The 16,685-nt window shown below is 64.6% G+C and carries 15 protein-coding genes; 5 read left to right on the forward strand and 10 right to left on the reverse strand.

From position 1 onward, the window contains the following. The first annotated feature begins 22 nt into the window (after positions 1-22). Positions 23-1,069, forward strand: coding sequence for a GGDEF domain-containing protein (locus XH96_RS01070; protein WP_194393987.1), 1,047 nt, complete (start codon positions 23-25; stop codon positions 1,067-1,069). Here XH96_RS01070 and XH96_RS01075 read toward each other — a convergent pair. Next, the gene (locus XH96_RS01075) at positions 1,066-2,769 is read right to left on the reverse strand and encodes a diguanylate cyclase domain-containing protein (RefSeq protein WP_194390682.1); all 1,704 of its coding nucleotides are present in this window, start codon (positions 2,767-2,769) and stop codon (positions 1,066-1,068) included. The genes XH96_RS01070 and XH96_RS01075 overlap by 4 nt on opposite strands. Before the next feature lie 109 nt (positions 2,770-2,878). On the opposite strand from XH96_RS01075, the gene XH96_RS01080 reads away from it, so the two are divergent. Next, on the forward strand, positions 2,879-3,568 hold the full coding sequence (locus XH96_RS01080) for a YggS family pyridoxal phosphate-dependent enzyme (protein ID WP_194390683.1): 690 nt from the start codon (positions 2,879-2,881) through the stop codon (positions 3,566-3,568). A gap of 109 nt (positions 3,569-3,677) precedes the next feature. Here XH96_RS01080 and XH96_RS01085 read toward each other — a convergent pair whose 3' ends face one another. Then, positions 3,678-4,271 carry a L,D-transpeptidase gene (locus XH96_RS01085; protein ID WP_246789904.1) on the reverse strand — a complete coding sequence of 198 codons (594 nt, stop codon included), beginning with the start codon at positions 4,269-4,271 and terminating at the stop codon, positions 3,678-3,680. 176 nt (positions 4,272-4,447) lie between these two features. Here XH96_RS01085 and XH96_RS01090 point away from each other — a divergent pair, with 176 nt between their 5' ends. Then, positions 4,448-5,134 (forward strand): response regulator transcription factor, encoded by a 687-nt coding sequence (locus XH96_RS01090; protein ID WP_024338712.1) that lies wholly within the window; start codon positions 4,448-4,450, stop codon positions 5,132-5,134. Positions 5,135-5,194: 60 nt separating this feature from the next. Continuing rightward, the gene (locus XH96_RS01095) at positions 5,195-5,638 is read left to right on the forward strand and encodes a Crp/Fnr family transcriptional regulator (RefSeq protein WP_028181423.1); all 444 of its coding nucleotides are present in this window, start codon (positions 5,195-5,197) and stop codon (positions 5,636-5,638) included. A 143-nt stretch (positions 5,639-5,781) separates the two neighbouring features. Here the strand turns inward: XH96_RS01095 and xth are convergent, their stop codons facing one another. From xth to XH96_RS01135, 8 genes are all read right to left on the reverse strand, one after another. Next, positions 5,782-6,597, reverse strand: coding sequence for an exodeoxyribonuclease III (gene xth / locus XH96_RS01100; protein WP_194390684.1), 816 nt, complete (start codon positions 6,595-6,597; stop codon positions 5,782-5,784). Positions 6,598-6,728: 131 nt separating this feature from the next. Further along, positions 6,729-7,484, reverse strand: a complete 756-nt coding sequence (locus tag XH96_RS01105; RefSeq protein WP_194393989.1) for an outer membrane lipoprotein carrier protein LolA — start codon at positions 7,482-7,484, stop codon at positions 6,729-6,731. Between the two features lie 152 nt (positions 7,485-7,636). Then, on the reverse strand, positions 7,637-10,114 hold the full coding sequence (locus tag XH96_RS01110) for a DNA translocase FtsK (RefSeq protein WP_194390685.1): 2,478 nt from the start codon (positions 10,112-10,114) through the stop codon (positions 7,637-7,639). Between the two features lie 9 nt (positions 10,115-10,123). Further along, entirely contained in the window at positions 10,124-11,338 is a 1,215-nt protein-coding gene (locus XH96_RS01115; RefSeq protein WP_194390686.1) for an aminotransferase class I/II-fold pyridoxal phosphate-dependent enzyme, read from the reverse strand. Positions 11,339-11,647: 309 nt separating this feature from the next. Beyond that, a complete protein-coding gene (locus XH96_RS01120) occupies positions 11,648-13,096 on the reverse strand; it encodes an ammonium transporter (RefSeq protein ID WP_194390687.1) in 1,449 nt (482 codons plus the stop codon). Between the two features lie 37 nt (positions 13,097-13,133). Beyond that, positions 13,134-13,472: a P-II family nitrogen regulator gene (locus XH96_RS01125; RefSeq protein ID WP_008142813.1), complete on the reverse strand. Its 339-nt coding sequence runs from the start codon at positions 13,470-13,472 to the stop codon at positions 13,134-13,136. A 310-nt stretch (positions 13,473-13,782) separates the two neighbouring features. Continuing rightward, positions 13,783-15,084 carry an ammonium transporter gene (locus tag XH96_RS01130; RefSeq protein ID WP_194390688.1) on the reverse strand — a complete coding sequence of 434 codons (1,302 nt, stop codon included), beginning with the start codon at positions 15,082-15,084 and terminating at the stop codon, positions 13,783-13,785. A 130-nt stretch (positions 15,085-15,214) separates the two neighbouring features. After that, positions 15,215-15,553: a P-II family nitrogen regulator gene (locus tag XH96_RS01135; RefSeq protein WP_194390689.1), complete on the reverse strand. Its 339-nt coding sequence runs from the start codon at positions 15,551-15,553 to the stop codon at positions 15,215-15,217. 236 nt (positions 15,554-15,789) lie between these two features. Here XH96_RS01135 and XH96_RS01140 point away from each other — a divergent pair, with 236 nt between their 5' ends. Further along, positions 15,790-16,677: a DUF4339 domain-containing protein gene (locus tag XH96_RS01140; RefSeq protein WP_194390690.1), complete on the forward strand. Its 888-nt coding sequence runs from the start codon at positions 15,790-15,792 to the stop codon at positions 16,675-16,677. Positions 16,678-16,685: the final 8 nt, after the last annotated feature.

Consider the following 16,685-nt stretch of genomic DNA (forward strand, 5'->3'; position numbering starts at 1 on the left):
CTGACAAGGCCGCATGACCGCGATGGATTCCAGCTTCGACGATCCCGATTACGACTATGCCGCGTCCATCGCCGGACGGGCGATGCGGAGCATGGCCGAACAGCGCATTGCGCCGACTCCGGCCAATTTCGCGGTCTGGTTCCAGTATTTCGCAGGCAGTCATGACGATCTGCGCAACGCGATCGATCTGCTGATCGACCACAATCGTCCCTTCGATGCGCGAACCAATCAGGATCTGTTCGAGACCTACGTCGCGCCCCAGGCGAGTGCCGCCGCGGTCGACACCTCCGAGCGGCTGCAGGCGCTCATGGGGGCCGCGAAGGAATTTCTGGCAACCGCGATCGCCGACAATCATTCGCAGATGCAGGTCATCAGCCAGGTGGCCGACCAGGGCAGGGCCGGCGTCGATCCAAAGCTGCTGGTCGCCCAGCTCATGAACGAGCTGGCGCGGGCCGCCACAAGGGCGACGCGGCTGGAGGCAGGCTTTGCGGAAAAGACCCGCGAGCTCGACGTGATCCGCGATTCGCTGTCGAGGTCCGAGCAGCGCGCCCGGACCGACATGTTGACGGGGCTGGCGAACCGGCGGGCCCTCGAGGAATTCCTGCGCAAGGCGCAGACGACTGCCGAATGGGGCGAGCCGCTCAGCGTGCTGATGCTCGATATCGACTACTTCAAGGCCTTCAACGACAATTTCGGCCATGGCGTCGGCGACCAGGTGCTGCGCCTGATGGCGAAGGTGCTGCGCGAGAAAGTCCGCGAGCAGGATCTGCCGGCCCGCTATGGCGGCGAGGAGCTGATCGCGGTGCTGCCGGACGCCGATCTTGGCACATGTGCCGAGCTCGCCGAGCGCATCAGGCGCGCGATTGCCGAATGCACGATCACGCGCCGTTCGACCGGCGAGATCCTGCCGAACATCAGCGTGTCGATCGGCGTGGCGCAGTACCGGACCGGTGAGGCGATCACGGATCTGATCGAGCGTTGCGACCGCGCGCTCTATCTCGCCAAGAGCGGCGGCCGCAATCGCGTCGTGACGGAGGTCGAGCTCGAGCGGGCCGGGGCCGCGGGCTAGGCGCTGGCTACCATCATCATATCAGCCGCGCCGGTCTCAATCGCCTGCACGCCGTGCTCGACGACATTGTTGCGGCCGCGGTGCTTGGCGGCGTAGAGCGCGGCGTCGGCGGCTTCGATCAGGTCGCCGGGACGCAAGGACTCGTTCGGCTTTGTCGCGGCAACCCCGATCGAGACCGTGACGATCATGTGGCTCGAGGTGATGTGCGGCAGGCAGAGTCTCAGCACGGCCGCCCGCACCTGTTCGCCGATTTCGGCGGCGCGCATCACGTCGGTATTCGGCAGCAGGAGGCAGAATTCCTCGCCGCCATAGCGTGCCGCAAAGCCCATCGTGTCGGCGGCGATACCGGACAGCGATTCGCCGAGACGGGTCAGGCAGGTATCACCTTCGAGATGGCCGTAAGTATCGTTGAACAGCTTGAAATGGTCGACGTCGATCATCAGGAGTGCGAGGTCGCTGCCATATTGCTGCGCGCGCATCCATTCGAAATCGAGCCGGCTCTGGAAACCGCGGCGGTTGGCGAGCCCCGACAGCATGTCGATCGAGGCCATCACCGTCAGCCGGTCGTTGCTCGCTATCAGCTCGCGCTCGCGCTGGCTCAGCTGCGCGGCCATCGCGTTGAAGGCGCGGGCCAGCGGAACGAACTCGGCCGGCAGCCGATTGCGCGCCGCGCGGGCCGACAGGTCGCCCTCGCCGAGACGCTTGGCCATGTCGGCGAGCATCTCGATCGGCTTGATGACGAGTTTCTCGGCGGCAATCAGCGCGCCGAGCAGGACGAACACGACGACGAAAGCGAGCTGCAGATAGGCGGTGCGGATGTCGCGGTTGACCGCCGCTGACACCTTGTCTTCATCGATGCTGGCGATCAGGCGGGCATTGGTGCCGGCGATGCGGATATAGCTGACCGCCCGGCGGGAGCCGTCGGCGGCGAGGAACGACAGTGAACCCTCGTCCTGGTCGGACCGCAGCGCCTTGTCCGCGATCGCGGACATCAGCGGCATGTTGTCGAGGGGACGGCCGACCATGCTGTGCTGATCGGCGGGCGCCGCCAGCACGGTGCCCGCGCTGTCGACCAGCACCGCGGTGATGCCGGCGCGGCCGCCCAGATTGCTCATGACCTTCGACATCCAGTCGAGATTGACGGTGGCGAGCACGACGGCATCGGGCACCCCGCTGAAGGCCGAGACCGGATAAACCGCCATCACGGTCGGCGAGAGCACCGGCCGCGACAGGATGAAATCGCTGAGAACGAAGCGGCCGGTTTGCTGTGCCTGCTGGAAGTAGGGCCGGTCACTGAGATCGAGTCCGACATACATGTTGTTGGTGGCGCATTGGATGCGTCCGTCCTGGCCGGCGATCAAAAGCGTGCGGATCCAGGGAAGGCTCGACGGCAGGCTTGCGCGCAGCACGTCGCAGCTCTTGCTGATGCCGCCGGCGGAGGCGCGGATGAAGGCTTCCGATTTCAGGATGGTCTCGACCGACGAGATAACCTCGCGCTGCGCATCGGCACTGTGCCTTGCCACCGTGGTGAACTCGGCCGCAGCCTGCGCGATCTGCCGCGCACGCGTGTCTTCGAGCGAGCGGATGCGCTCAAGCATTAACGGCGCCACGAGAATGACCGCAAGCAACGCAAGCCGCGCCCGGATTCCCAGAACCTGCTTGAGTTTCGCGCGTTTGCGGTTGAGACTGACGCTTGCCATCTTCGTTACCCACCCCATGGGCCAAGGTAAAGCGAAGGGTTCAAAAACTGTTTCTTGAACTCGGTAAAATTGGACTTAACTCGGGCTGCGATCCCGGCCAAGAGACGTCATGACAGAAGCCACCGCTGCGCCGGTAACCGGCCATTCACCAAACGCGCTCGCCGCGGTCGAAGCCGAAATCGCCCGCGCCTGCAGGGACGCGCGGCGCGACCGCGCCTCCGTGACGCTGATCGCGGTGTCCAAGACTTTCGCCGCCGATGCAATTATCCCGGTCATCGCCGCCGGACAGCGGGTATTCGGCGAGAATCGGGTGCAGGAGGCCAAAAGCAAGTGGCCGGCCTTAACGTCTGTTTACCCCGATATCGCGCTGCATCTGATCGGGCCGCTGCAATCCAACAAGGCGAAAGAGGCGGTCGCGCTGTTCGACGCGATCCATTCGGTCGATCGCCCGAGCATTTGCCAGGCATTAGCCAAGGAAATCGAATCCCAGAAAAAGCACCCGCAGCTCTTCGTCCAGATCAATACCGGCGAGGAACCGCAGAAGGCCGGCGTCGCGCCCGGCGAGGCCGATGCCTTCCTCGCGAGCTGCCGCGACACCTATGGGCTCACGATCTCCGGACTGATGTGCATCCCGCCGGTCGACGAACCGCCGGCGGCGCATTTTGCCCTCACCGCCAAGATCGCCGCGCGCAATGGATTGACGAATCTCTCGATGGGGATGAGCGCCGATTTCGCGACCGCCATCATGCTGGGCGCCACCCATGTGCGCGTGGGGAGTGCGATCTTCGGGCACAGGTAAGAGCCGTCGTCGGGATACGCGCTCAGCAACCGCCATCGATTTCGTCGCAAGTGCTCCTCGCAATGACGGCGGCGACTTACACGATTTGATCCTTGTCGAGCATGCACCCTCACCCGATGATGATTCTTGTTCGCGGGCCCAGGCGCCGCAGCAATTGCAGCATCGCAGACTTCGTCATGGAGACGCAGCCCGCGGTCGGGCCGAAATTGTCGCGGGCCAGGTGCAGGAAGACCGCGCTGCCGCGGCCGGCGATGCGCGGTCTGGTGTTGTGGTCGATCTCGATGATGAAGTCATAGAGGTGGTCGGCCCGCTTGAGCCGGTCACCGCCCTGCCCCTCGCCCAGCCGGATGCCCTGATTGTAATGGCGGTCCCGTGGATCCTCGCACCAGGCGTCTGCGCCGGTGATCTTCCGGGCCGGCAAGAACGTCTGGGGGCGGCTGTGCCGGTCGCCCCGCCACCACAGCCGCCTGGGACGGAAGTTGCCCCTGGGGGTGCCGCCATCGCCCTCGCGCTTGTTGGCCAGAATGCCGCCCCGCCCCAGCGCGACCGGGATGGTCAGCGCTCCAGCCGTCAGCCAACCCCTGCGCGGATTACCTGCAGCAGGCTTAACGCGGATCGCGGAGAGCGGCCCGGCGCGTCGATTCGTGGCGTAACCGACTGAAGCTGCTTTGTTTTTCATGTGAACGTGCAATGTCGAATTCATTACAGGACATTCATCAAATCGCCCTGCTATTCTGAGTTAGAGTGCTTGTGGCTTGTGAATCGGTAACAGCCCACTACTTCAACACGAATAACAATAAAACGGCGACCCTAAACTTCCCTCGCGGCTGGGCGCGGCATGGATGCGCGCCGAGCCGGACCCTAAAAGGATGACCTCCCATGCCCAATGCCCGCAAGATCCTGATCGTGGATGACGACACCGATCTGCGCGATACGTTGGTGGAGCAATTATCGCTACACGAAGAATTCGAAGCCTCCGCGGTCGACACCGGCGCCAAGGGCGCGAGCGCCGCCAAGGCCAACTCCCCCGATCTGGTCCTGATGGATGTCGGCCTGCCCGACACCGATGGCCGCGAGGTGGTCCGCTCCTTGCGCAAGGGCGGCTTCAAGGCCCCGATCATCATGCTGACCGGGCACGACACCGATTCCGACACGATCCTGGGGCTGGAATCCGGCGCCAACGACTATGTCGCAAAGCCCTTCCGCTTCGCCGTTCTGCTGGCCCGCATCCGAGCCCAGCTCCGCCAGCACGAAGCCAGCGAGGACGCGGTGTTCTCGGTCGGCCCCTACTCCTTCCGTCCCGGCTCGAAGATGCTGACCGCGGCCAATGCGCGCAAGGTCCGCCTCACCGAGAAGGAAACGGCGATTCTCCGCTTTCTCTACCGGGCCGGCCAGATGCCGGTGTCGCGCGAGACCCTGCTCCAGGAGGTCTGGGGCTACAATTCCGGCGTCACCACCCACACGCTGGAAACCCACATCTATCGGCTTCGCCAGAAGATCGAGAAGGACGCCGCCAACCCCGAGATCCTGGTCACCGAAGCCGGTGGCTACAAGCTGGTGCCGTGATACGTTCCGGAAACGCGCGATTCGTCGTAAATTGGCGCGTTCCTCGAGCCACGGACCGGAATGTCAATCGACGACGACGTAGCGCTTCTCGAGCGTGTCCCGACACTGCGCCTGTTGGGAGACGCCTCGTTGCGCATGCTGGCGATCGGTTCCGAGCAGCGTGACTTCGTCCGCGGTGACGTCCTGTTCGATCTCGGCGACGCCGCCGATGCCGGCTTCGTGGTCCAGCGCGGCGCCTTCAGGGTCGAAGACGGCGCCGGCGCCGAAATGATCGCCGGCCCCGGTGCGCTGATCGGCGAGCTCGCACTGGTGGTGCCGATGAAGCGGCCATCGCGTGCGATCGCGCTGGAGCATTCCTCCGTCATCCGCGTCGCACGCAGCCTGTTCCAGCGCGTGCTCGAGAGCGACCCCGCCGCCGCCGTTCGCCTGCGCGACGAATTCGCGGTGCGCTCCAGCCAGATCGCCAGCGACATCCTGATGGCCGGCGCGAAGCTGACGTCTTGAGTCTCTCTGTTGTCATTCCGGGGCGCGACGAAGTCGCGAGCCCGGAATCCATTCATCCACCAACTCTGCCGCTTGATGGATTCTCTGGTGCGCAATTGCGCACCATAGCTCGCGCTGCGCGCCCCCGAAAAGACAGGTGACGCTCATAGATCGAGCGTCACCGTGACGGGCACGTGGTCCGACGGCCGCTCCCAGCTCCGCGCATCGCGCAGGATCTTGAAATCCTGGACCGTGTCCTTCAGCGCACGCGAGACCCAGATGTGATCCAGCCTGCGGCCGCGGTCGCCGACGGTCCAGTCGGCGGAACGGTAGCTCCACCACGTATAGACCTTCTCCGACATCGGGATACGCTCGCGCGCGACGTCGATCCATTCGCCGGCGGCGAGCGCCGCCTTCAGCTTCTCGGTTTCGACGGGTGTGTGCGAGACGACTTTCAGAAGCTGCTTGTGCGACCACACGTCGTTCTCGTGCGGGGCGACGTTGAGGTCGCCGACCAGGATGTGGCGGTCCTCGCCGCGCGGATGCAGCGGCTCGCACGCCTTCATCTCGTCGAGGAAGCGAAGCTTGTGGTCGAACTTCTCGTTCAGCGCGGGATCGGGAATGTCGCCGCCGGCGGGCACGTAGAAATTATGCAGCACCAAAGGCTTTGCGATGCCCGCCTTCTCGCCGAACGACACCGAGATGTGGCGCGAATCCACCTTGTCGCAGAAGGTGCGGATGTCCTTGGACTCGAATGGAATTTTCGAGACGATGGCGACACCGTGATAGCCCTTCTGCCCGTTCAGCGCGACGTGCTCATAGCCGAGCCGCTTGAAGCGCTTCAGCGGAAAGGCGTCGTCGATGCACTTGGTCTCCTGCAGGCACAGCACCTCCGGCCGCGCGCTCTTCAGGAATTTCGCGACCAGGTCGATGCGCAGCCGCACCGAATTGATGTTCCAGGTTGTCAGGGAAAGACGCATGGTGACGATCTAACAAACTCCATCCGTCATGGCCGGGCTTGACCCGGCCATCCACGTCTTTTTGTCGGACCCAGAAACGCGGATGCCCGGGACAAGCCCGGGCATGAGGTGATTGGAGCGGCCATACAATCTCAACCCGGTGACGGGCCGTAATTGGTGAAATCGATCTTGAACATGTTGGGGTCGAGCTTCTTGCTCGAATCCAGATTGTAGACCGCGATGGTGGTGTCGTAGCCCTGCGGGTCGGTGACGGTCCACTGCTTGAGCTGTCCGTCCTTGGCGCCGAACATCAGGAGCAGCCGGCTGGTGCCGACCAGCGCCTGCTTCTCCTCGATGGTGACGCTGACGAAGACGTCGTCGGCCGAGACGCCAACGACGTTGGTGTCCTTCATCAGGTCGATGCGGTCGGACAACAGGAAGCGCAGCGGCGTCTGCGACAGCGGATAGATGTCCTGGGTCGCGAGCTTGCGGTCGCGCACCACCAGCGAGGATCCGTCGGCGACGATGTCGATCGGGCTCGGCGCGTCATATTCGAAGCGCACCTTGCCGGGCTTCTGGATGTAGAAATCGCCCTGTGTCTTGCTGCCGTCGGGGCCGACCTGGACGAAATTACCAACCAATGTCTGAAGCGACGACAGATAGGCGCTGACCTTGGCCGCCTGCGCTTTCTGGTTGGCATCGAAGGTCTGGAAGATGCTGGTCGGCACGTTGCGCCGCGGATCCGGGATGACCGGATTCGGTGGCGCCTGCGTCGCGCCGGTCACAGCGGGCCCACCGGCCTGCCCGCCGTCGCTGCGGCCCTTCGGTGCAGGTTTCGGCACGGGCACGGTCTGCGCGAACGACGTCGCAGTCACCATCGCGGCGGTGACGAGAAGCACGCCGGCCACGCGCGCACTTCGCGCGGCGATGGTGGCGGCGAATCGAATGTCCGGATGTCTGATCAACACGTCGTCCTGTATGGCTGGGCGCCCTTTTAGCGTGATTTCTGGCAAAAGCGGATATCGATTTTACGTGAGATGATGTTCAGAGGCCCTTCGCCTCACATATGGCTGTCTTCTTCCTCGACCAGGATCTCGCGCTTGCCGGCGTGGTTGGCGGGGCCGACGATACCCTCCAGTTCCATGCGCTCCATCAGTGATGCGGCGCGATTATAGCCGATTTGCAGGCGGCGCTGGATATAGCTGGTCGAGGCCTTGCGATCGCGTTTGACGATGGCAACCGCCTGCTGGAATAGATCGCCGCCGCCATCCCCGCCCATGCCGGTCGCGTCGAACACGGCGCCGTCCTCGTCCTCGGCCGGCTCCTCGGCGGTGACGGCTTCGAGATATTCCGGCTGACCCTGCGTCTTGAGGTGACGCACCACCTTCTCGACTTCCTCGTCGGAAGCGAAGGGTCCGTGCACGCGGCTGATGCGGCCGCCGCCGGCCATGTAGAGCATGTCGCCCTGGCCGAGCAGCTGCTCGGCGCCCATCTCGCCGAGGATGGTGCGGCTGTCGATCTTGGAGGTGACCTGGAAGGCGATGCGGGTCGGGAAGTTCGCCTTGATGGTGCCGGTGATGACATCGACCGACGGACGCTGCGTGGCGAGGATCACGTGCAGGCCGGCGGCGCGCGCCATCTGCGCGAGACGCTGCACCGCGCCTTCGATGTCCTTGCCGGCGACCATCATCAGGTCGGCCATCTCGTCGACGATGATGACGATGTAGGGCAGCGGGTCGAGCGAGAGCTTCTCTTCCTCGTAGATCGCCTTGCCGGTTTCCTTGTCGAAGCCGGTATGCACCGTGCGCGTCGGCTCCTCGCCCTTGGCCTTCAATTCGAGCAGGCGCGTGTTGTAGCCGTCGATGTTGCGCACACCGAGCTTGGCCATGTTCTTGTAGCGCTCTTCCATCTCGCGCACGGCCCATTTCAACGCGACCACCGCTTTCTTCGGATCGGTCACGACGGGCGTGAGCAGATGTGGAATGCCGTCATAGACGGAGAGCTCGAGCATCTTCGGGTCGACCATGATCAGCCGGCACTGGTCCGGGCGCAGCCGGTAGACCAGGCTGAGGATCATGGTGTTGATCGCGACCGATTTGCCCGAGCCGGTGGTACCGGCGATCAGCATGTGCGGCGTGCGGGCGAGATCGATGATGACGGGATCGCCGCCGATGGTCTTGCCGAGGCACAGCGGCAGCTTTGCCACCGTGTCGGTCGCCTCCTTCGCCACCAGCAATTCGCGCAAATAGACCTTTTCGCGATGCGCGTTCGGCAGCTCGATGCCGATGGCGTTGCGGCCCGGCACGACGGCGACGCGCGCCGACAGCGCGCTCATCGAGCGGGCGATGTCGTCGGCAAGCCCGATCACGCGCGAGGACTTGATGCCGGGTGCCGGCTCCAATTCGTAGAGCGTCACGACGGGACCCGGATTGGCCTTCACGATCTCGCCGCGTACGCCGAAATCCTGCAGCACGCCTTCGAGCGAACGGGAATTGGTCTCCAGCTCGGCCTTGCTGAGCGGCTGGCGGTCGCCGGCTTTCGGGGCGGCCAGCATCGAGACGGAAGGAAGGTCGAACTTGTCGGAGGACTTCCTGGCCGCGGCCTTCGGTGCAGCCTTCTTGCGCGGCGCGCGCGCGGCAGGCTGCTCCTCTTCCTCCTCCTCGTCTTCCTCTTCTTCGTGCTCGTCCTCGTAGTCCGCGTCTTCGGACTGCGGCGAGATCGGGGGCGCGGCGCGGCCGCCGCCCAGATTCGGCTCCTGGCGGCTGAATGCAGCGGCCTTGGTCTTCGGTCCACTCGAGACCAGCGAGCGGTAGGCGGCGCCAAGCAGCCAGATCAGCCGCGCCTTGGTGCTCATCAGCGCGTGGAACAGCCAGCCCAGCGACACCGAGCCGCGATCGCTCTCCTCGTCTTCGTCGAGCGGCTTGTCGTCATCCTCGATTTCCGCGAGCTCGTCGTCCTGCTCGCGGGCGCCAAGGCCGCAGGCGATCAGGAAGGTCACGGTCATCGCGGCGAACAGGATCGTGCCCAGCACGATGCGATAGATCGTGCCGGCCGGTCCGAAGATCACCGCCGGCGCACGCACCAGCGCGTCGCCGACCACGCCGCCGAGGCCGGTCGGCAGCGGCCATGCGCCGCCATGCGGCCAGCAGCTGACGAAGCCCGCCGCGATCACCGTGCAGAGAATCCAGCAGCCGAGCCGCAGTGCTTCGCGGTCGAACGGGCGATGGGTCATCATGCGCCAGCCCCAGACCGCAACCGTCAGGACCAGCATGATCGCGCCGAGCCCAAGGATCTGCATCGCGAGGTCCGCACCGATCGCGCCGGCATAGCCAAGAATGTTGCGGATCGGCCGCGAGGTGGCGTGGCTGAGGCTGGGATCCTGCACCGACCACGTCATCAGCGCGGCCGAGGCGACGGCCGCCAGCGCGATCAGGCCGAGGCCGGTGAGCTCGCGCATGCGCCGCGCCAGACCCTCGCGGATCGATGGCGGCAGATGGCCCACCAGCGGAATGACACGTTCGATTGCCGACATGCTCATGGGCCCCGCCTAACCCAGAGTCTCGACCAGGCGGTGCAGCGCCTGCGCCGTGGTCTCTCCATCCTGCACCAGTGCGAGGCGAATGTAGCCGGCACCGGGATTGAAGCCGTCGGGCTGGAGCCGGGCCAGATAGCTGCCGGGCACCACGCGCACGCCTGCTTCCTTGAAAAGTCTCAGCGTCACCGACACGTCGTCGCCGAGGGCGGACGTGTTGAGCCAGACGCAGAAGCCGGCATCGGGCCGGCGATAGCCGTAGCGATTGCCGATGATCTGGTCGGCGAGATCGAACTTGATGCGGTAGAGCCTGCGGTTCTCCTCGACATGCGCTTCGTCGCCATAGGCGACGGTCGCGACATGCTGGAGCGGCACCGGCACCTGGGGCGCGGCAACGTTGCGCAGCTCCAGGAACATGCCGATGAATTTCTTGTCGCCGGCGGCGAAGCCGACGCGCATGCCCGGCAGGTTGGAGCGCTTCGACAGCGACTGGAACGCGACCACGCGGGTGAAGTCGGGACCGGCGCATTCCAGGACGCTGCCCGGAGCCTGCCGGGTGTAGATCTCGGAATAGCACTCGTCGCTGAGGATCACGAAGCCGTAGCGGTCGGCGAGTTGCTTCAATCGTTTGAAATAATCGGGCGAGGCGACCGAGCCCTGTGGATTGGCCGGTGAAGCCAGATAGAACGCCACCGTCCGCGCCAGTGTAGCCTCGTCGATGGCATCGAGATCGGGCAGGAAGCCGTTCTCGACCGTTGTCGGCAGATAGACCGGCTCGCAGGCCGCGGCGCGGGTGCCGGCGCCATAGACCGGATAAAACGGGTTCGGCATCAGGATCACAGGCTTGCCGGGACGCGGCCCGACATAGCGCGCCGCGGTGATCGCCGCGAAGAACAGCCCTTCGCGGCTGCCGTTGAGGACGAGAATCTCGCTCTCGGGATCGAGCGGCCGCGGCAGCTTGAACCGCGACGACAGCCAGGCGCCGGCGGCTTTGCGGAACGGCTCGATGCCCTTGCCGAGCGGGTAGCGGCCGAAATCGGCGATGTGCTTCGCCAGCACCGGGCCGACGAAGTCGGGCACGGGATGCTGGGGCTCGCCGACTGCAAGCGTGATCAAGGGCTTACCCGGCTGATGCGGCGCCAGCAGCTCGTTCAGCCGGATGAAGGGCGAGCGGTCGCTGTCGGGGCTTCCACCGGCCAGCGGCGCACGGGATGAAGCGGTCATAGCCATTCTGGGCGCCAGCACTCTTGGAACAGCCGGTCGCGCGAAGGCACCGGCGGGAAGCGGTTCAGTTCACCATAGATAGGGCGAGGTTAAGACGCGATTAACCATCGGCCGCCGCCTGCGTCCAGAGCGGGAATATCGAGCCGGATCACAATGTATGTGGGGCGCTTCTGCCCTGACCTGCAAGCGGAACCGACCAAAAGAAAGGGGCTCCAACTTGCGCTGGAGCCCCTCAACGGTCAGGGCATTGCCGGGTATGTGCCCGAACCGGAGTTGTGGACGCGGCCTCGACGAGACCGCGTCCCGGGAGGAGACTTACATGTTGTAGGCGCGCTCGGTGTGCTCGGTGATGTCGAGGCCTTCGCGCTCGCTCTCGACATTGGCGCGGAGGCCAACGATCACGTCGACGACCTTGTAGAGGATCGCCGAACCGACGCCCGACCACACCAGCGTGGTGCAGACGGCCTTGATCTGGGCGAGGATCTGCGTGGCGAAGTCGTAATCGGCAACCTTCGGCGGGATGGCCGTGTAGTCGACGATGCCGGCGCCGCCGAGAGCGGGGTTGACCAGGATGCCGGTGCCGATGGCGCCGACGATGCCGCCGATGCAGTGCACGCCGAACACGTCGAGCGAGTCATCGTAGCCGAGCGCGTTCTTCACGACGGTGCAGAAGAACAGGCAGACCACGCCGACCACGAGGCCGAGGACGATCGCGCCCATCACGCCGGAGAAGCCGGCTGCAGGCGTGACGGCCACGAGACCCGCGACAGCGCCGGAGATGACGCCGAGCACGGAGGGATGACCCTTGATGATCCACTCCGCGAACATCCACGACAGCGCGGCGGCTGCGGTGGCGACGAAGGAGTTGGTCATGGCGAGCGCAGCGCCGCCGCTGGCTTCCAGGTTGGAGCCGGCGTTGAAGCCGAACCAGCCGACCCAGAGCAGCGAGGCGCCGATCATCGACATGGTCAGCGAGTGCGGAGCCATCAGCTCCTTGCCGTAACCGACGCGCTTGCCGATCAGGAGAGCGCCGACGAGACCCGCGATGCCGGCGTTGATGTGCACCACGGTGCCGCCCGCGAAGTCGATCGCGCCCATCTTGAAGATCCAGCCGGCGTCGGCGTTGATCTCGTCGAGCTTGGCCTGCGCCGCGGTCTTCGCCGCGGCGTCACCCGCCGCCGCCAGAGCCTTGGCCGCGTCCTGGATCATGTCCGGACCGGGCCAGTACCAGACCATGTGCGCGATCGGGAAGTAGATCAGCGTCACCCAGAGCGGGACGAACAGGGCGAGCGCCGAGAACTTCATGCGCTCGGCGAAGGCGCCGACGATGAGGGCGGGCGTGATCGCCGCGAAGGTCATCTGGAAGCACATATAGATGAGCTCCGAGATGTTGGCGTCGACCGAGAAGGTCGCGGCCTTCGAGTCGGTGGTGACGCCCATCATGAAGGCCTTCGAGAAGCCGCCGATGAAGTCGGAGCCGCCGGTGAAGGTGAGGCTGTAGCCGTACACGGCATAGATCACGGTGACGACGCAGACGGTGTAGAACACCTGCATCAGGACGGAGAGCATGTTCTTGGAACGGACGAGACCGCCGTAGAACAGCGCGAGGCCGGGGATCGTCATCAACAGCACCAGCACTGTCGATGTCATCATCCAGGCGTTGTCTCCCTTGTTGACCGTTGGCTCGGCGTAGGCCGCGGTCGCAGCGAACAGGCCGACTGCGAGAGCCGCCAATCCCGCGCCATAGGGACGCTTGAACGTCATATTATTTACTCCTGATTGGATAAGGTTGAGCGCGAAATCAAAGGGCCGCGGCATCGGCCTCGCCGGTGCGGATGCGCACCGCATGGTCGAGGTTGATGACGAAGATCTTGCCGTCGCCGATCTGTCCGGTTTTCGCCGCGGACGTGATGGCGTCGATGGTCTTGTCGACCTGGTCGGAGGCGACAGCGACCTCGATCTTGATCTTGGGCAGGAAGCTCACGGCATATTCGGCGCCGCGATAGATTTCCGTATGACCCTTCTGGCGGCCATACCCCTTGACTTCCGTCACCGTGAGACCGTGAACGCCGATGGCGGTCAGGGCGTCACGGACTTCTTCCAGCTTGAATGGCTTGATAATCGCCATAACAATTTTCATGGGTCCTATCCCCGCTTGGGCCCGGTCCGGACGTGGCCGGGCGTTTCTCGACTGGTTCGCCACGAGGGAGAAGATTCACTACGCGGGCACAGCCGGACCCCTAGAATCAAATGCCGTGCCAGATCGGACGTGTTGCCTAACAGACTATGAAAACGGGTGTTTTCGCGTTCGACGGGTATTGTGGTGCAGTGCGCTATTACGTCGCGCTTAAAACGTGGTCATGCCTGCTCAAATGCAGGGCAGGACAGACTGCCGACACAATGTTGCTCACGCGTCGGGCAGCAAGGAGGTAATTTCGTAGTGCATTCGCCTATTGCAGGGCTTCACCGTGCTGCGAAATATCCAGCCCTTCGAGCTCCTGCTCACGGGATACGCGCAAGGGCACGAACAGGCCGACCAGCTTGAGCAGGATGAAGCTCACGCCCCCCGACCAGACGAAGGTGACGGCGACCCCGTAGAACTGAATCAGGATCTGCTGAGGATGGCCCTCCAGCAGGCCCGCGGTGCCGCCGATGGCGCTGGTCGCGAACACGCCGCCGAGCAGGGTGCCGGTCAGCCCGCCGATGCCATGGACGCCGAACACGTCGAGCGAATCGTCATAGTTGAAACGGTGCTTCAGCCAGGTACAGGCCCAGTAGCAGACCGCCCCGGCGACGATACCGATGACGATGCCGTGCCATGGTGCGACGAAGCCCGAGGCCGGCGTGATGGTGCCGAGGCCGGCCACCGCGCCGGAGATCATGCCGAGCACGGAGGGCTTGCGCCGCGTCGACCATTCGATCGCAGCCCATGTCAGCGCGCCGGCGCAGGCGGCAAGATGGGTCGCGATGATCGCCATCACCGCGCGTGAATTCGCCGAAAGCGCGGAGCCGCCATTGAAGCCGAACCAGCCGACCCACAGCAGGCCGGTGCCTATCACCGCGAGCGACAGATCGAACGGCGAGAGATTCTCGGTGCCGTAACCGTGACGTCGCCCCATCACCTTGGCCGCAACGAGGCCCCCGGTGCCGGCCGACAGGTGCACCACGAGGCCACCGGCGAAATCCAGCACGCCCATGCTGGCAAGGAAGCCGCCGCCCCACACCCAATGCGCCAGCGGGATGTAGACGAAGATGAACCAGGCGACGGAGAACAGGAGATAGGCCGAGAACCGCATGCGGTCGGCGACCGAGCCCGCGACCAGGGCGACCGTGATGATCGCAAACGTCATCTGGTACAGCATGAACAGCGATTCCGGGATGGTCTTCGCCGCGGGGTTGACGCTGTCCATGGTCATGCCGGCGAGAAACCAGCGGTCGAGCGTGCCGATCCACGGCCCGTCGCCGACGAAGCAGAGCGAATAGCCGAACGCCACCCAGAGAATCGAGATCAGCGTCACCGCAGCCAGGCTCTGCGCCATGGTGGCGAGCACGTTCTTCTTGCGCACCATGCCGGAATAGAACAGCGCGAGCCCCGGGATCGTCATCATCAGCACCAGCGCGGTGGCGACGATCATCCAGGCCGTGTCGGCGCCGTCGATCCCGGAGGGCGCGGCATGCGCCGGCACGGCCACCACGGACACGAGCCCGATCGGCGCAGGCATGCACGCTGCGCGGCGCAACAATCCCGCCATGTCGTTTCCCCCGGCATCAATTGGCGTCGCACGCTGTGGCGTCGTTGCCCGGTGCGATCGAAGATTTATCAGAGCGTTTTCGAGCGAAATGGATACCGGCTCGCGTCGAGAAAACGAGCCAGGCCGAAACCTAGAGCGCGTCGCTGTCGGTTTCGCCGGTGCGGATGCGCAGCGCATGGTCGATCGGCGTGACGAAGATCTTGCCGTCGCCGATCTGCCCGGTGCGCGCGGTCGCGGTGATCACGCTGACCGCCTTGTCGGCAACGTCGGAAGCGACCGCGATCTCGATGCGCAGCTTGGGCAGGAAGTTCACGACATATTCGGCGCCGCGATAGATCTCGGTGTGGCCCTTCTGCCGGCCGTAACCCTTGACCTCGGTGACGGTCATGCCGTGGATGCCGATGGCAGTCAGGGCCTGCCTGACCTCATCGAGCTTGAAGGGTTTGATGATCGCGACGACGAGTTTCATGGTCAGGCCTGTTCCCCCGGGATGCGCCGCGCCGTATGTCCCCGGCGCAGCGTCAATCTGGCATCTTTCCGGGCAAATGGCATAAAAAAGTTGCAGACTGAAGCGGAAAAACGACTGGCCACGGGAACGGCCGCCTCTGTACAGGGCAACTGTTCATCATTCACAATGCATTTTTGGCATGGATGCGGTGAACCCGCGGCAGTCAGGCGGTACAAAAGAGTTTTGGGGGACGCTTCATGGCGAGTTGGTTCTACGCATCCGAGGGCAAGCAGCAGGGGCCGTTTCCGGAGGCGCAATTCCGCGATCTGATCGCCCAGGGCACTGTGCGCCCGGATACGCTGGTGTGGACCGAGGGCATGGCGGGCTGGCAGAAGGCTGCCGAAGTCCCGGGCCTGATCGGCGGCGGCGCCCCGCCGATGATGCCGGCCGGTGGTCCGCCGATGATGGGTTCCGGCGGCTATGCCGGCGCGGGCAGCGGCGGCTCTCTGGCGATCGATTTCGGCATCCTGGAATTCACCTGGCGCAGCATCGTCCTGCTGATCGGAATGATCTTCGTCATCCCGGCGCCGTGGGTTTTCGTCTGGTACACGAAATGGATCGTGTCCTGCGTGAAGGTCCCGGGCCGGCCCAATCTCAGCTTCATCGGCGACGCGATGACGCTGGTGCCCTGGTATTTCGGCTTCATCGTTCTGGCGATCGCCCTCGGCTTCATCGGCAGCGAGATCCTGAGCAACCTGCTGTTCGTCGCGCAGATCGTTCTCTACTGGCTCCTGATCAAATGGATGGTCGCGAACCTCGCCTCCAACGGGCAGCCGCTCGGCCTGAGCTTCACCGGCACGATCTGGGCCTATATCGGCTGGAATCTGCTGTTTGCGATCTCCATCCTCACCATCATCGGCTGGGCCTGGGTCGCCGCGGCCCAGATGCGCTGGTTCTGCCGCAGCGTCGAGGGCACACGGCGCGAGGTCGTGTTCAAGGGGAGTGGTCTCGACATCCTCTGGCGCGGCATCGTCGCTGCGATCCTGTGCAGCCTGATCATCCCGATTCCGTGGGTCTATCGCTGGATCATGAACTGGTTCGCCTCGCAGACCGAACTCGTTCCGCGCGGTTCGTTCGAAGCATGACCCGGCCA

It is taken from the genome of Bradyrhizobium sp. CCBAU 51765 (assembly GCF_015291725.1).
GTDB lineage: Bacteria > Pseudomonadota > Alphaproteobacteria > Rhizobiales > Xanthobacteraceae > Bradyrhizobium > Bradyrhizobium liaoningense.

What these genes read in the sequence shown, in the direction of transcription:
- XH96_RS01070 (WP_194393987.1), top strand. Translation starts at nt 23, where the DNA reads ATGGATTCCAGCTTCGACGATCCCGATTACGACTATGCCGCGTCCATC.
- XH96_RS01075 (WP_194390682.1), bottom strand. Translation starts at nt 2,769, where the DNA reads ATGGCAAGCGTCAGTCTCAACCGCAAACGCGCGAAACTCAAGCAGGTT.
- XH96_RS01080 (WP_194390683.1), top strand. Translation starts at nt 2,879, where the DNA reads ATGACAGAAGCCACCGCTGCGCCGGTAACCGGCCATTCACCAAACGCG.
- XH96_RS01085 (WP_246789904.1), bottom strand. Translation starts at nt 4,271, where the DNA reads ATGAATTCGACATTGCACGTTCACATGAAAAACAAAGCAGCTTCAGTC.
- XH96_RS01090 (WP_024338712.1), top strand. Translation starts at nt 4,448, where the DNA reads ATGCCCAATGCCCGCAAGATCCTGATCGTGGATGACGACACCGATCTG.
- XH96_RS01095 (WP_028181423.1), top strand. Translation starts at nt 5,195, where the DNA reads ATGTCAATCGACGACGACGTAGCGCTTCTCGAGCGTGTCCCGACACTG.
- xth (WP_194390684.1), bottom strand. Translation starts at nt 6,597, where the DNA reads ATGCGTCTTTCCCTGACAACCTGGAACATCAATTCGGTGCGGCTGCGC.
- XH96_RS01110 (WP_194390685.1), bottom strand. Translation starts at nt 10,114, where the DNA reads ATGAGCATGTCGGCAATCGAACGTGTCATTCCGCTGGTGGGCCATCTG.
- XH96_RS01115 (WP_194390686.1), bottom strand. Translation starts at nt 11,338, where the DNA reads ATGGCTATGACCGCTTCATCCCGTGCGCCGCTGGCCGGTGGAAGCCCC.
- XH96_RS01120 (WP_194390687.1), bottom strand. Translation starts at nt 13,096, where the DNA reads ATGACGTTCAAGCGTCCCTATGGCGCGGGATTGGCGGCTCTCGCAGTC.
- XH96_RS01125 (WP_008142813.1), bottom strand. Translation starts at nt 13,472, where the DNA reads ATGAAAATTGTTATGGCGATTATCAAGCCATTCAAGCTGGAAGAAGTC.
- XH96_RS01130 (WP_194390688.1), bottom strand. Translation starts at nt 15,084, where the DNA reads ATGGCGGGATTGTTGCGCCGCGCAGCGTGCATGCCTGCGCCGATCGGG.
- XH96_RS01135 (WP_194390689.1), bottom strand. Translation starts at nt 15,553, where the DNA reads ATGAAACTCGTCGTCGCGATCATCAAACCCTTCAAGCTCGATGAGGTC.
- XH96_RS01140 (WP_194390690.1), top strand. Translation starts at nt 15,790, where the DNA reads ATGGCGAGTTGGTTCTACGCATCCGAGGGCAAGCAGCAGGGGCCGTTT.